Consider the following 14,405-nt stretch of genomic DNA (forward strand, 5'->3'; position numbering starts at 1 on the left):
GATCACAGGGCCATCGTCTGCCGGCTGACATCGCCGACGTGCGTGAAATAGCGCATACCGAGCCAGTCGGAGAGCTGCACGGCGGCGCTATCGAGTTCGCGGAGCAGTGCCGCCAGGTCGTCGCAGACCGGGCAATTCCGCTCCGGGCTGAACTGCGTCTGCTCGAAACGTTCCAGGTCGAAGCCCTGCAGGCGATGCAGGACTTCCGGCAAATTGCTCGCACTGTGCTCATCCAGCTCGCGCGCCATGCGGTCGAGATAGCGGGCCAGCACACTGGCCTGGAAGATCAGGCCGTGCGGGTTGCTGTCGTCGAAGACCAGCAGGTCGAGTACCGGCAACAGTTCCGGCAGGCGCGAATAGCGCGAGCGATAGGTGATGATCGAATCGGTCAGTTCGAGCAGCCATTCGAGACTGCCCGGGCCGCGCGTGGACGGCATCTTCAGGAAATTGGCGATGGTATTGGCGAGGAAGGACAAGCGCTCCAGCCGGCGGCCGATGATCAGGAAACGCCAGCCATCGTCGCGCGTCATGTTGTCCATCGCAAAGCCGGTCAAGGAAGAGGAAACACCGAGCACGCGGTCGAGGAAGGCAATCGCCTCGGTCAGCGTCGGATGTATCTTCAGCGCCGCCTGCTGCTCGCGCTGCAGGCGGTTCAGCGAATGCCAGTGGTCGAGCGACAGCCGTTCGCGGACATGCGTCGCCGACCACATCAGATTGCGGATATTGCCGGCCAGGCTGCCCGGCTGGTTCGGATCGTAGATCGCTTCGAGCAACACGTGCTCGCTGCCCTCCTTGACCTCGTTATCCTCTTCCGGGGTCGGCAAAATGCCGAGAATCGTCGCCATTTCCATCGCCGAAGCGACCGCCGGCGTCTTGCCGCCGCTCGCCTCGACGACGCGGCTCAGCGCCACCCGCAGCATGCGGGCGCTGTCGTCGAAACGTTCCGAGTAGCGGCCGAGCCAGAACAGGTTTTCAACGACCCGCGAAGTCAGATTGGCGCCGGCCCGGACCAGGTCGCGAACCCCGACCGAGGGCTTGAGCATGGTGAATTCGCTGACCGGACCATCGGTCAACACCCAGGCATCCTTCGAGGCGCCACCGCGCTGCATCGAAATGATGCGGGCGTTGGCGCCGGTCGCGACACGGGCCAGGCCGCCCGGCATCACCGAGTAGCCATCCGGCGAGGCGACGGCATAGGCGCGCAGGCCGACCGGCCGAGCCAGCAGGCGGCGCTCGTGCGAGCGGCTCCAGGTCGGCCCCTGCGACAGATTGACCATCTCCTGGGCGACATAGGCGTGCGGCCGCGCCTCGATCCGGTGCAGCATCTCGGCCCGCGCCTCGCCTTTCAGCTCGTAACCGAACACCGGGTCCATGCGCTGCGTCGGGTAGGCCGGCTTGATGACCAGATCGTCGAAGTTTTCGCGAACGTAGTCGAGCGCCGGCTTTTCGCCGCACCACCAGGTACCGACCGAGGGCATCGCCAGTTCCTCGCCGAGCAGCTTGCGACAGATCGCCGGCAGGAAGCCCATCAGCGCCCCGGAGGCGAGCAGGCCGCTGCCCAGCGCATTGGCGATGACGACGCGGCCGGCCCGCGCCACATTGAGCAGACCGGGAATGCCGAGCGCCGACTCGCCGCGCAGTTCGAGCGGGTCGCAATAGCCGTCATCCTGCCGGCGCAGCACGACATGCACCCGCTTCAGGCCGCGCAGGGTTTTCAGGAACAGCGTATCGCCGCGCACCGTCAGGTCTTGCCCCTCGACCAGCGGGAAACCGAGGTAACGCGCCAGATAGGCATGTTCGAAATAGGTTTCGTTGTACGGCCCGGGGGTCAGCAGCACGATATGCGGCTGTTCGTCGCCGTCGACCGGGGCCAGCGCGTTGAGGCCGTCCTGCTGGTCGCGGAAGAAGTCGGCCAGATGCTGGACGTGCAGATCGCGGAACATTTCCGGGAAGACGCGCGAAACGATCAGCCGGTTTTCCAGCGCGTAGCCGGCCCCGGAAGGCGCCTGCGTGCGGTCGGCGATGACCCACCAACGCCCATCCGGCGAACGGGCCAGATCAACGGCGTACTGGTGCAGCCAGGTGCCGCCGGCCGGCTTGATGCCATGGCAAGGCCACAGGTAACCGTGCTGGCCGAAGACCAGGGCCGGTGGCAGCAAGCCTTCGGCGAGCAGGGTCTGCTCGCCGTAGAGGTCGGCCAGGATGGCGTTGAGCAGCGTCGCACGCTGGGCGACGGCAGCCGAGACCTCGGCCCACTCCTCGGGCGGAATGATCAGCGGCAGCGGATCGAGCGCCCACGGCCGATCCGAACCGCTGGGATCGGCGTAGACGTTGTAGGTCACCCCGTTTTCCTGAATCCGCCGATCGACGAAATCGAGGCGGCGATGCATTTCTTCAGGCGCGATCGAATCGAGATGGATGAAAAACTGCCGCCAGTGCGGGCGCACGGCGCCATCGGCAGTCAGCATTTCATCGTAGCGACGCGCGCTATGGGGGTAAATTGCGAGGAGTGTGCGGGCCATTCAGCCAGTCAGAGAGCGCGGGCGGGCCGTTTCCGGCCCTTTTCCTGCGGCCCGAAGGCCGCAACCCACGTCAGAAGGGGTTAGAAACGCCGCAAGTCTAGCGTAAACGGGTGTTCCGCGCTGATTTGCGCTGCCTGGACCTGCATCTTGCCCGGCGTATGGCCGAAGCGGAAGAAGCGGGCCAGACGACGGCTTTCGGCCTCGAAGGCATTGACCGGGAAGGTGTCGAAACTGCGCCCGCCCGGGTGCGCGACGTGGTACTGGCAACCGCCCAGCGAACGCTGCATCCAGGTATCGACCAGGTCGAAGACCAGCGGTGCATGGACGCCGATCGTCGGATGCAGACAGGAAGCCGGCTGCCAGGCGCGATAGCGGACGCCGGCGACGAACTCGCCGTTGGTGCCGGTGTTCTGCAGCGGCACCGGCACGCCATTGCAGGTCAGCACGTAGCGATCCGGCGCCATGCCCTTGACCTTGACCTGGACGCGCTCGACCGAGGAGTCGACATAGCGCACCGTGGTCCCGGCCCCGCCCTCCTCGCCCATGACGTGCCAGGGTTCGAGGGCGTGACGCAGTTCGAACTCGATGCCTTTGACGGCGAAATCGCCATATTTCGGGAAGCGGAATTCGAAGTGCGGCGCGAACCATTCGGCCTTGAAGGCGAAACCGGCTGCCGTCATTTCGTCCATGACGTCCTTGAAATCCTGCTCGGCGTAGAAAGGCAGCATGAAGCGGTCGTGCAGCTCGGTGCCCCAGCGCGCCAGGCGGGCCGGCTCGTAGGGCTCTTCCCAGAAACGGGCTATCAGGGCCCGGAGCAGTAACTGCTGGGCGAGCGACATCCGGGCATGCGGCGGCATTTCGAAGGCGCGCAGTTCGAGCAGGCCGAGGCGGCCGGTCGGGCCGTCCGGCGAATAGAGCTTGTCGATGCAGAACTCGGAACGGTGCGTGTTGCCGGTGACATCGGTGAGCAGATTGCGCAGGATGCGGTCGACCAGCCAGGGCGGCACATTTCCGCCCGGCGGCGGAATCTGCTTGAAGGCGATTTCCAGCTCGTACAGCGAATCGTTGCGCGCTTCATCGACGCGCGGTGCCTGGCTGGTCGGGCCGATGAACAGGCCGGAGAACAGGTAGGACAGGCTCGGGTGATTGTGCCAGTAGGCGATCAGGCTCTTCAACAGGTCCGGCCGACGCAGGAAGGGCGAATCGTTCGGCGTTGCACCGCCAAGGACGAAGTGGTTGCCGCCGCCGGTGCCGGTGTGACGGCCGTCGACCATGAATTTCTCGGAGGTCAGGCGGGTCAGGTGGGCCGCATCGTAAAGATGGGTGGTCTGCTCGACCAGCTGATCCCAGCTTTTGGCCGGGTGGATATTGACTTCGATCACACCAGGGTCGGGCGTCACGCGGAAATGTGTCAGGCGCGGATCGGATGGCGGCTCGTAGCCTTCCATGATCACCGGCAGGTTCATTTCCTCGGCGGTCGACTCGACGGCAGCAACGATTTCCAGGTAATCGTCGAGCTTCTCGGTCGGCGGCATGAAGATGTAGAGCTTGCCGTCGCGCGGCTCGGCGCACATCGCGAGACGCGTGATCCAGGCGGCGGATTCCTTGAAGCCGGGACGGGTGTCGCTCGGCTTTTCCCAGGCGCGGCCCTTGCCATGAACTTCGGCAAAGCCGGCAGCGGAACTGCTACGCCGGTCCTGCATCTGCGGCCCGCGCGCAGCACGCGCCGCATTGACGCGCTCGCGCAGCTCGGCGTGCGTCGCCAGCGGATCGGTCGCCATTTCGGCATCCGGCACATTGACGTAGGGATAGTCGCTCTGCGCCGTCCACGGCTGCGAGTCGATCGGCAGGCGATAACCCATGGCCGAATCGCCGGGGAACAGGTAGCAGCGCTCGGCACGCAGGAACCACGGCCCGGTCTGCCACTGGTCGGCCAGGTTCTTCATGATCGGCAGCGTGTAGCCGATGGTGTGCGTCAAGCCCTGGGTAAACACCTTCATCAGGCGTTCGCGCTCCAGTGCGTCGTCGACACGCGAATCGAAGGGATCGACGTTGCCCGGCAGGCGGCGCTCGCGCCACATGTAGTAATAGACGTCTTCGAAGGCCGGGAAGACGTGCTCACCGGTGACGCCGAGGCGCTCGGCGACGCGGCGCAGAAAATGGCCGGCCTGCTCGGCGGTGGCGCCGTAATCAAGGCTTTCATTGGCGTACAGCGCCGGCGAATTCCAGATCGGTTCGCCATCCTTGCGCCAGAAGCAGTTCAGCGACCAGCGCGGGAGTTGCTCGCCGGGATACCACTTGCCCTGGCCGAAATGCATCAGACCGTTTGCGGCATATTTCTCGCGCAAGCGATGAAAGAGATCGGCGGCAAACAGTCGTTTTGTCGGGCCGAGGGCGGCAGTATTCCATTCCGCCCCATCCGGATCGTCGACCGCAACGAAGGTCGGCTCGCCGCCCTGGGTCAGGAGGACATCGAGTTTCTGCAAGGTGCCGTCGATCTGGTGGCCGAGGTTTTCGATTTCCAGCCACTGCGCGTCGGTATAGGGCTTGGTGACGCGCGGCGCTTCCCAGATCCGCGAAACGCCCATGTGATGGCTGAATTCGGTTTCGCATTCGTCGATGCCGCCGCTGATCGGCGCGGCCGACGAGGGTTCAGGCGTGCAGGCCAGCGGGATGTGGCCTTCGCCGGCAAAGAGGCCGGAGGTCGGATCGAGACCGATCCAGCCGGCGCCCGGCAGATAGACTTCGGTCCAGGCGTGCAGGTCGGTGAAATCCTTTTCCGGGCCGGACGGGCCATCGAGCGATTTGACGTCGGCGGTCAACTGGATCAGATAGCCGGAAACGAACCGCGCCGCCAGGCCAAGATGGCGCAGCACCTGCACCAGCAGCCAGGCGGAGTCGCGGCAGGAGCCGGAGCGCTTGGTCAGCGTTTCTTCCGGTGTCTGGACGCCCGGTTCCATGCGGATGGTGTAGCCGATGTCGCGCTGCACCTGGGCATTGATCGCGACCAGGAAATCGACGCTGCGCACCGGTTCGCGGGAAATACTGGCGACATACACATCGAATACCGGACCGTAATTCACCTTGTAGAGATAAGGCGCCAGTTCGTGGCGCTCGCCGGCCTCGTAGGCGAAAGGAATCTTCTCGGCATGCGGCTCGAGGAAGAAGTCGAACGGGTTGATGACCGACATCTCGGCCACCAGGTCGACCTCGACGCGGAATTCGCGGGTTTTTTCCGGGAAGACCAGACGGGCCAGGTAATTGCCTTGCGGGTCCTGCTGCCAGTTGATGAAATGCTTTTCCGGCCCGACCTTGAGCGAATAGGACAGGATGCGCGTCCGCGAATGCGGGCAGGGACGCAGACGAATGAGCTGCGGCCCGAGATTGATCAGGCGGTCATAGCTGTAATGCGTAACATGGTTCAGGGCAACATGGATGGACACGGGTCGGCTCCGGACAAATGGACTGCAAGGATCAAAGCAAGACGCGAACCAGCCCGAAAAAGCACCATTTGGTGCGGATGCGGGCGATTACACTGACATGACGCACCAGTAAATCGCCCGCCCCGGAAAGGCTTGCACCAGAACGGTGCCCAGCCGGAAACTAATCGTTCAGACTGGCCAGCGCCGTCGCCAAATGCTCGACTGTCCGTTCGCGGTTGTGCAATTTATCCAGCCCGAACAGGCCGATCCGGAAGCTACGGAAATCGGCCGGCTCATCGCATTGCAGCGGCACACCAGCCGCCGTTTGCAGACCGAGGCCAATGAATTTCTTGCTCGAGTGGATTTCCGGGTCTTCGGTGTAACTGACCACCACGCCCGGCGCCTCGAAACCCACCGCCGCTACGCTGGGATAGCCCCGGCTGGCGAGCAACGCCCGCACCTGATCGCCCAAGGCCTGCTGTTCGTCCCGAATTTTCGAGAAGCCATAGGCTTCCATTTCCAGCATCGTGTCGCGCAAGCGGGCCAAGGCGTCGGTAGGCATCGTGGCATGGTAGGCGTGACCGCCATTTTCATAGGCCTGCATGATCTGCAGCCATTTGCGCAGGTCGCAGGCAAAGCTGCTGCTGGTCGTTGTCTCGATACGCGCCAGCGCCCGCTCGCCGAGCATGACCAGGGCGCCGCACGGTGAAGCGCTCCAGCCCTTCTGGGGGGCGCTGATCAGGACATCGACGCCGGCTGCCTGCATATCCACCCAAATCGCCCCCGAGGCGATGCAATCGAGCACGAACAGGCCGTCGACCGCCCGTACCGCCTCGCCAACGGCGCGCAGATAGCTTTCGGGCAGGATCATGCCGGAAGCCGTCTCGACATGGGGGGCGAAAACCACCGCCGGCTTCTCGCGCAAAATGGTCGCCACCACCTCGTCGACCTGCGGCGGCGCGAAGGGCGCCTGCTTGCCATCGCCCAGGCGGCGCGCCTTGAGGACGATGCATTCGGCAGGAATCCGCCCCATTTCGAAAATCTGCGTCCAGCGGAAGCTGAACCAGCCGTTGCGGATCACCAGGCATTTGCGGTCGGTGGCGAACTGACGCGCCACCGCCTCCATGCCGAAAGTGCCGCTACCCGGCACGATGATCGCCGCCTCGGCGTGATAAACCTGTTTCAGGATGCGTGAAATGTCGCGCATCACGCCCTGAAAGGACTGCGACATGTGATTCAGGGCGCGGTCGGTGTACACCACCGAATATTCAAGCAGACCTTCGGGATCGACAGCAGGCAACAGACGGGACATGGGCGGCTCCGGAAAAGGTTGAGGCGTTGCGAACCCGTGCAGCATACCGCCAAGCCCAGGACGATCCAACCCTTACCGGCACCACCCGGCCACGCCGGGCGGCCGGGGGAAAACTCAGGCCGCTTCGGCCAGCGGCACCAGAAAATCCTTGCTGATGCCGTCGCCGAGAATGTAGATGCGATCCATGAAATCGGTCAGCCATTCGTGCAGGCCTTGCGCCAGGATATCCTCGACCCGGGCGTAATGCAGCTGGGCATGCAGCAGCCCGGCCTGGCGTTGGGTTTCACCGGAATGGCGGTTGGCGATCAGATCGAGATTCTTGACCACACCATTCATGCAGAAATGCAGCGAACGCGGCATGTCGTTGCGCAGGATCAGCAACTCGGCGACCCGCTCCGGCGTGATGACGTCGCGATAGGCCTTGCGATACACCTCGAAGGCCGAGACCGAACGGAGCAAGGCCCCCCACTGGTAGAAGTCGGTCGCCCCTTCATCGCCATGCGGACGCAGCACGTGGTATTTGACGTCGAGAATGCGCGCCGTGTTGTCGGCCCGTTCGAGCAAGGTACCGAGCCGGATGAAGTGATAGGACTCATCCTGCAGCAGCGTACCGAGCGTCGTGCCGCGCGACAGCGAGGAGCGCATCTTGACCCACTCGAAGAACTCGCCGATACCGGCATTCAGGATCTGCTCGAAGCTCTTGTCCCGCGCTTCCAGCCAGGTGAAGTTCAGCGTCTCCCACATTTCCGTGGTGATCGTGCCACGCACGGCGTGGGCATTTTCACGGGCCAGGCGCAGGCAGCTATAGATCGAGGAATAGTTGTCGGCATCACTGACCATGAAACGCAGCACATTTTCGGCGTTGACCGCAGGATACTTGGCGGCAAACGCTTCATCTAGGCTGTTCAGGGTAATGATGGCATGCCAGTTCTGGTTGGCCGCATCTTCCGACTGCGGCACCATCGACATCTGCCAGGTCACATCGAGCAGGCGGGCAAGGTTTTCAGCCCGCTCGATATAGCGGGACATCCAGAACAGGTGGTCGGCTGTACGCGAAAGCATCTCTTAATCCTCCAGAACCCAAGTATCTTTGGTACCGCCGCCCTGCGACGAATTGACGACCAGCGAGCCTTTGGTCAAGGCCACCCGAGTCAGGCCCCCCGGTACCATATTGACGCAATCGCCCGACGACAGGACGAAGGGCCGCAGGTCGAGGTGGCGCGGCGCGATGCCCTCTTCGACGAAGGTTGGGCAATTCGACAGCGCCAGCGTCGGCTGGGCGATATAGCCATCCGGCTTGGCGAGCAGCAACTGGCGGAAATGCTCGATCTGCTCCTTGGTCGCCGCCGGCCCGACCAGCATGCCGTAGCCACCGGCACCATGCACCTCCTTGACGACCAGTTCCGGCAAATGGGCCAGCACATAGTCGAGGTCATCCTTCTTGCGACACATGTAGGTCGGCACATTGTTCAGTTTCGGCTCTTCGCCCAGGTAGAAACGGATCATCTCAGGTACGTAGGGGTAGATCGACTTGTCGTCGGCGACGCCGGTGCCGATGGCATTGGCCAGCGTCACATTGCCCGCCTGGTAGGCTTTCAGGATGCCCGGCACGCCGAGCGCCGAATCCGGACGGAAAGCCTGCGGATCGAGAAAATCGTCGTCGATCCGGCGATAGATCACATCCACCCGCTGCGACCCCTGCGTCGTCTGCATGTAAACGACTTCATTCTTGACGAAGAGATCGCGGCCTTCGACCAGTTCCACGCCCATCTGCTGGGCCAGGAAGGTATGTTCGAAATAGGCGCTGTTGTAGGCCCCCGGCGTCAGGACGACCACAGTCGGATTGCTGACCCCCTTCGGCGCCACGGCGCGCAACTTTTCCAGCAACAGGTCCGGGTAATGCTGAACCGGCGCCACCTTGTGCTTGGCGAACAACTCGGGGAACAGCCGCATCATCATCTTGCGGTCTTCCAGCATGTAGGAAACGCCGGACGGAACCCGCAGATTGTCCTCCAGGACATAGAACTCGCCCTCCCCGGCCCGCACCACGTCGACCCCGGCAATATGCGCATAGATCCCGCCCGGCACATCGACACCTTTCATCACAGGACGGTACTGGGCGTTATTGAGTACCTGCTCGGCCGGAATTATTCCCGCCTTGAGAATTTCCTGATCGTGATAGATGTCGTGCAGGAACATGTTCAGCGCCTTGACGCGCTGGCGCAGGCCCGATTGCAACGCCTTCCACTCAGCCGAGGGAATGATGCGCGGAACGATATCGAACGGGATCAAGCGCTCCTTGCCCGCCTCTTCGCCATAGACCGCAAAGGTGATACCCACCCGGTGAAAGGCCAGATCCGCCTCCGCCCGCTTGCGCGCAATGCGCTCGGGAGGCGTCGATTTTAGCCAGTCATCGTAACGCTGGTAGTGAGCGCGGACGCCGCCGTTGGCGTCCATCATTTCGTTATAGAAGTTCATAGTGGACTCGTCGCTGAGGGATGCTCTCACCTGGATTTCAGCAGTTTCCATGCCACCGGCAAAACACATGATAAATCAGTGGATTGAAACCTTGCACCAAACAAGGTCGCACCATATCAGTGCAGAATCGGTCAATGTGGTGCAAATAAAAAAGCCCACCGGATCGCTCCGGTGGGCTTTCAGTGCAACTGAAGGGCTGAACGATCAGGCGCGTTCGAGAATCACGGCAATACCCTGGCCGCCACCGATACACATGGTGACGAGGGCGTACTTGCCGCCGATGCGCTCAAGTTCGTACAGAGCCTTGGTGGCGATGAAGGCACCGGAGCAACCAACCGGGTGACCGAGGGCAATGGCGCCACCGTTCGGGTTGGTCTTGGCCGGATCCAGGCCGAGCAGCTTGGAAACGGACAGGGCCTGGGCCGCGAAGGCTTCATTGGATTCGATGACATCCATCTGGTCCAGAGTCAGACCGGCCTTCTTCAGCGCCAGCTTGGTGGCCGGTACCGGGCCTTCACCCATGACATCGTTCGGCACGCCGGCAACGGCATAACCGGCAATGCGGGCACGGGCCTTGTGACCGGCCTTGGCTGCAACATCGGCCGCCGCCAGCACGAAGAAGGCGGCGCCGTCGTTGATGCCTGAAGCGTTACCGGCGGTGACGGTACCGTCCTTCTTGAAAGCCGGCTTCATCTTGGCCAGGGATTCCAGCGTGGTACCAGCCTTGACGTATTCGTCGGTGTCGAACACCACTTCGCCCTTGCGGGTCTGCTTGACGATCGGGACGATCTGCGACTTGAAGTGACCGGCTTCGATGGCGGCCGCCGCACGACGCTGGGATTCAACGGCGAAGGCATCCTGGGCTTCACGGGTAATACCGTGCTTGGCGGCCAGGTTTTCAGCGGTGATGCCCATGTGGCCAACGCCGAACGGGTCGGTCAGCACGGCAACCATGGAGTCGACGGCCTTGGTGTCACCCATGCGGGCGCCGGAACGCAGCGCCGGCAGCAGGTAGGCTGCCTTGGACATGACTTCGACACCACCGCCGATACCGTAGTCGGCATCGTTCAGCATGATGTTCTGGGCGGTGGTGACGATGCCCTGCAGGCCGGAGGCGCACAGACGGCTAACTTGCATGGCGACGGAATCCATCGACAGGCCTGCCTGAATGGAAGCAACGCGGGAAACGTAGGCGTAGCGGGAGTCGGTCGGCATGGTGGTGCCGACGGTGACGTAGTTGATGGCCTGGGGATCGACACCGGAGCGGGCGATGGCCTCTTTCATGACGATGCCGGCCAGTTCAGTGGACTCGAAATCGGCGAGGGAACCACCAAAAGAACCAATCGGGGAACGGACTGCGCTCAGAACGACAACATCTCTGCTCATGTGAAACCTCCTGATAAGTATTGTTCAGCCCACCAGACTGGCGAGCCCCAACAAAAACAGCAACACCATCCACAGCACCGTGGCTCGCCAGACGAGTCCGACGGCACTCTGCATGAAATCGACATCTGCTGGATCACCCAGCCCCAAGGCCGCACGATCGGTCACTTCGACACCATCGACCAGCGGCATGCCCAGTTGTACGCCAAGCGCACCAGCCCCACTGGCCAGAACGATGCCAAGATCGCGATCCGGCCACTGGTCGGCCTGGGTCCGCCAGCAATAGACCGCATCCTCGAAATCGCCAACGATGGCAAAGGCCGAGGCGGTTACGCGAAGAGGCAGCCAATCGATCATACCGAAAATATGGCGAGAAAATGCGGAGAAATTATTCTGCTCCGCCGCATCACGAGTCCGCCAGCGTTCATAAACCACCGCTGAAATGCGATAGAGCACGGCGCCACAGGGCCCGGGCAACAAAACAAACCAGAGCAGCACGGCAAAGACGTGGCGGTGCGACGCAGCCAGCGCCTGCTCGATCGACAAGCGTGCGATATCCTGGGAGCCCAGTCCTTCAGCCGAACGCCCCTGCCACTCACTGAGTAAAGCCCGGGCTCGCGGCAAGTCGCCCAAGCGCAGGGCAAGCTGAATTTCGGTGTAATGATGACTGAACTGCCGAAAACCCATCGTTAGGTAGAGCGCGCCAACGTTCAACGCCCAGCCGAGCAAGGGATTCAGCGAATAAAGAAAGGCATAGAGCCCGGCCAGCAACAAGACCGGTAGCAACGCCGCGACACACCAGGCAATGACACCGTGCCGATATTCACCGGCATTCAGGCGGGATTCGATGAAATCCGCCCAGGCGGAAAGCGGCTCCGCCACAATGCGGCGGTAATGCAGGGGTTGCAGCTGCTCGATGAGGAAAACCGCAATCAGCGAGAGAAGACTCATGGGGGGCCGAGAATTGCCGGATTCGGCTTATATTCTTGTACTAAAACGTCACCATACCACAAGCTCAAGCGGCATGGAGGCCAAGGCGCTCGCTCAGCGAGCGAATCATGCCAGCCGTCGCCCCCCAGATAAAGTAGTCACCATAGGGCATGGCAAAAAAATGGCGCAAGGCACCACGGTAATGCAGTGAGTGACGTTTGTGATTAAGCGGGTCGAGCAGGAAGGCCAGCGGCACTTCAAATGCCTCAGCCACTTCGAAGGGATCGATAGCCAGTTCGAATGGCGGCCGTACCAAGGCGACCACCGGCGTCACGCGAAAACCGGTACCGGTGCGATATTCCGGCAGGAAGCCAAGGACATCGATGCGCTCGCGCGACAGGCCGATCTCCTCTTCCGTCTCCCGCAAGGCTGTGTGGATCGGCGACGGATCATCGGCCTCGACCCGCCCCCCGGGAAAACTGATCTGCCCGGCATGGTCCCGTAAATGCGCCGTCCGCTGGGTCAGCAAAACGGTCTGCCCCTCTTCGCGCAAAACGATCGGGAAGAGCACGGCGGCAGGGGTTAACGGTTGATCTTCGAGACCATCTTCCTGCACGAAGTGCCCCGCTGATGGCTCGCGCAAAAGACTCGCCCGCAGGCGTTCGATATCTAGAGTCATGCCGCCGGCAAATCCTCCTCGATCTCGGCATTCACCGCAGATAGGGCATCCTGCAAGGTTTCTTCGGAAAGACAGTTGATCGAGGTGGCCACCATATCGGCCGCCTCGACGGCACCGACCGGCAGTCGTTTGCTATCGAGCGAGGCGATCAGCGCGGCGGAGGCACCGACCACGCGCAATATCGATTGCCGTTCGTTCATCAACATCTCGAGCTCTCCGCGCAGTAGCGCTATTTCCTGGTCACGTTGGGGCATTTTCTCTCTCCTAGAATCGCTTTTTAAGTGTCATGGCGCTGCCGTCACGCTGCATTTCCATCCGGTTGAGAAAGCTCATGCCGAGCAAAGCCATGGGCATGTCATTCTGATGAATCAGCGCATCAACATTGTGCAAGGTGATATCACCAATCCGGACCGTATCAAGCTGTATCTTGCTGACCACCGCCTGGCCGTTGGCGGTCTGGCTGACCGCCTTCTGCCCACGGTTGAAATCGAGGCCGATCCGGCGGGCATCGGCAGCGCCCAACGATATCATCGAAGCTCCGGTATCCACGATAAAACGTACCGAGGTGCCATTGATATTGCCGGTCGTGTAAAAGTGCCCCTGCGTATCCGCCGTCATCACGATCTTGCCGGAACCGTCGGCTGCCGGAGCACCAACCGCATGCTGGCCAACGCGCAACGGGCGTTTCTTGCCGCCGATCTCGATAACAGCCTGCTCGCCAGTGACCGAGACAACACGCACACCATCAAGGCTCTGACCGACAGCAACCGCCTGCGGCTCGCCACCGTTGATCATCAACATGGCCTTGCTGCCCATGACACCGGCCAGCCCGACATCCTGAGCCACCGCCAGGCTGGCGAATAGGCACAGCCCACAGAGCATCGTAGAATTCGACGTCATTCTTGCGGACACTCCAAACACCATGCGCCCTGTTGCCATTTTTCGCCACTCTCCGACTGAAGGTCCAGGCTATTTTGCCACATTCCTCGAACAGCACGGGATCAGCTGGATACTGCTCGCCCTTGACGAGGGAGCAGCGGTTCCCGCTTCAAGCGAGCAGTTCTCCGGCCTCTGTTTCATGGGCGGCCCAATGAGCGTGAACGACCCGTTGCCTTGGATCGAACCGGTATGCGCCCTGATCCGCGATGCCGTCGAGAAAGACATCCCGGTCATCGGCCACTGCCTGGGCGGCCAGTTAATGAGCAAGGCGCTAGGCGGTACAGTCACCAGAAATCCGGTCAAGGAAATTGGCTGGGGCGAAGCCAGCGGCGAAGAGAATGCAACGGCCCGTCACTGGCTGGGTTCGTTCGCCGGGCGGCCGGGTACGGTGTTCCAGTGGCACGGCGAAACCTTCAGCATCCCGCCAGGTGCCCAGCGTCTCTTTGGCAATGTGCATTGCGCCAACCAGATGTTTGCGCTCGGCCCGCATCTCGGCATGCAATGTCATGTTGAAATGACCCCGGAAATGATCGCCACCTGGTGTGAGCAATGGGCCGATGAAGCCATTGCCGTGGCGGATCAGGCCAGCGTGCAAACCCCGGAGCTCATGCTGACCCAGATTGGCGAGCGCCTGCCGACCATGCGTCAGTTATCCGAGCAGCTTTACGCCGCCTGGATCAAAGGGCTGCGGCACTAAGCCGGCCAGCAAGGCATCCCGTCAACGAAAAAATCGGGCAGAA

The 14,405-nt window shown here is 62.2% G+C and carries 11 protein-coding genes; 1 reads left to right on the forward strand and 10 read right to left on the reverse strand.

Annotated features, from left to right (window positions below; all coding sequences use genetic code 11):
- Window positions 1–2: 2 nt before the first annotated feature.
- From AT959_RS03550 to AT959_RS03595, 10 genes are all read right to left on the reverse strand, one after another.
- On the reverse strand, window positions 3–2,522 hold the full coding sequence (locus AT959_RS03550; RefSeq protein WP_066880662.1) for a circularly permuted type 2 ATP-grasp protein: 2,520 nt from the start codon (window positions 2,520–2,522) through the stop codon (window positions 3–5).
- 80 nt (window positions 2,523–2,602) lie between these two features.
- The gene (locus AT959_RS03555) at window positions 2,603–5,965 is read right to left on the reverse strand and encodes a transglutaminase family protein (protein WP_066880664.1); all 3,363 of its coding nucleotides are present in this window, start codon (window positions 5,963–5,965) and stop codon (window positions 2,603–2,605) included.
- A 160-nt stretch (window positions 5,966–6,125) separates the two neighbouring features.
- Entirely contained in the window at window positions 6,126–7,256 is a 1,131-nt protein-coding gene (locus AT959_RS03560) for an aminotransferase class V-fold PLP-dependent enzyme (RefSeq protein WP_066880666.1), read from the reverse strand.
- A gap of 114 nt (window positions 7,257–7,370) precedes the next feature.
- Entirely contained in the window at window positions 7,371–8,318 is a 948-nt protein-coding gene (locus tag AT959_RS03565) for an alpha-E domain-containing protein (protein ID WP_066880668.1), read from the reverse strand.
- Between the two features lie 3 nt (window positions 8,319–8,321).
- On the reverse strand, window positions 8,322–9,734 hold the full coding sequence (locus AT959_RS03570; RefSeq protein ID WP_088178933.1) for a circularly permuted type 2 ATP-grasp protein: 1,413 nt from the start codon (window positions 9,732–9,734) through the stop codon (window positions 8,322–8,324).
- A gap of 204 nt (window positions 9,735–9,938) precedes the next feature.
- Complete coding sequence (locus tag AT959_RS03575) at window positions 9,939–11,120, reverse strand: acetyl-CoA C-acyltransferase family protein (RefSeq protein WP_066880670.1); 1,182 nt, start codon at window positions 11,118–11,120, stop codon at window positions 9,939–9,941.
- A 24-nt stretch (window positions 11,121–11,144) separates the two neighbouring features.
- On the reverse strand, window positions 11,145–12,068 hold the full coding sequence (locus AT959_RS03580; RefSeq protein ID WP_066880672.1) for a CobD/CbiB family protein: 924 nt from the start codon (window positions 12,066–12,068) through the stop codon (window positions 11,145–11,147).
- 64 nt (window positions 12,069–12,132) lie between these two features.
- Window positions 12,133–12,726: a CoA pyrophosphatase gene (locus tag AT959_RS03585; RefSeq protein WP_066880674.1), complete on the reverse strand. Its 594-nt coding sequence runs from the start codon at window positions 12,724–12,726 to the stop codon at window positions 12,133–12,135.
- Entirely contained in the window at window positions 12,723–12,980 is a 258-nt protein-coding gene (locus AT959_RS03590) for a hypothetical protein (protein WP_066880676.1), read from the reverse strand. Before AT959_RS03590 ends, AT959_RS03585 begins: the two co-directional genes overlap by 4 nt.
- Window positions 12,981–12,990: 10 nt before the next feature.
- Window positions 12,991–13,665 carry a retropepsin-like aspartic protease family protein gene (locus AT959_RS03595; RefSeq protein ID WP_240481701.1) on the reverse strand — a complete coding sequence of 225 codons (675 nt, stop codon included), beginning with the start codon at window positions 13,663–13,665 and terminating at the stop codon, window positions 12,991–12,993.
- Between AT959_RS03595 and AT959_RS03600 the strand changes: the two genes are divergently transcribed.
- Window positions 13,649–14,362: a type 1 glutamine amidotransferase gene (locus tag AT959_RS03600; protein WP_066880680.1), complete on the forward strand. Its 714-nt coding sequence runs from the start codon at window positions 13,649–13,651 to the stop codon at window positions 14,360–14,362. The genes AT959_RS03595 and AT959_RS03600 overlap by 17 nt on opposite strands.
- Window positions 14,363–14,405 lie beyond the last annotated feature (43 nt).

The sequence above is a fragment of the Dechloromonas denitrificans genome, from assembly GCF_001551835.1.
Lineage (GTDB): Bacteria > Pseudomonadota > Gammaproteobacteria > Burkholderiales > Rhodocyclaceae > Azonexus > Azonexus denitrificans.

Bases quoted from the DNA above. Each gene is read 5' to 3' on its own strand.
- AT959_RS03550 (WP_066880662.1), bottom strand. From the start codon at position 2,522: ATGGCCCGCACACTCCTCGCAATTTACCCCCATAGCGCGCGTCGCTAC.
- AT959_RS03565 (WP_066880668.1), bottom strand. From the start codon at position 8,318: ATGCTTTCGCGTACAGCCGACCACCTGTTCTGGATGTCCCGCTATATC.
- AT959_RS03590 (WP_066880676.1), bottom strand. From the start codon at position 12,980: ATGCCCCAACGTGACCAGGAAATAGCGCTACTGCGCGGAGAGCTCGAG.
- AT959_RS03585 (WP_066880674.1), bottom strand. From the start codon at position 12,726: ATGACTCTAGATATCGAACGCCTGCGGGCGAGTCTTTTGCGCGAGCCA.
- AT959_RS03570 (WP_088178933.1), bottom strand. From the start codon at position 9,734: ATGAACTTCTATAACGAAATGATGGACGCCAACGGCGGCGTCCGCGCT.
- AT959_RS03580 (WP_066880672.1), bottom strand. From the start codon at position 12,068: ATGAGTCTTCTCTCGCTGATTGCGGTTTTCCTCATCGAGCAGCTGCAA.
- AT959_RS03600 (WP_066880680.1), top strand. From the start codon at position 13,649: ATGCGCCCTGTTGCCATTTTTCGCCACTCTCCGACTGAAGGTCCAGGC.
- AT959_RS03560 (WP_066880666.1), bottom strand. From the start codon at position 7,256: ATGTCCCGTCTGTTGCCTGCTGTCGATCCCGAAGGTCTGCTTGAATAT.
- AT959_RS03595 (WP_240481701.1), bottom strand. From the start codon at position 13,665: ATGGCAACAGGGCGCATGGTGTTTGGAGTGTCCGCAAGAATGACGTCG.
- AT959_RS03575 (WP_066880670.1), bottom strand. From the start codon at position 11,120: ATGAGCAGAGATGTTGTCGTTCTGAGCGCAGTCCGTTCCCCGATTGGT.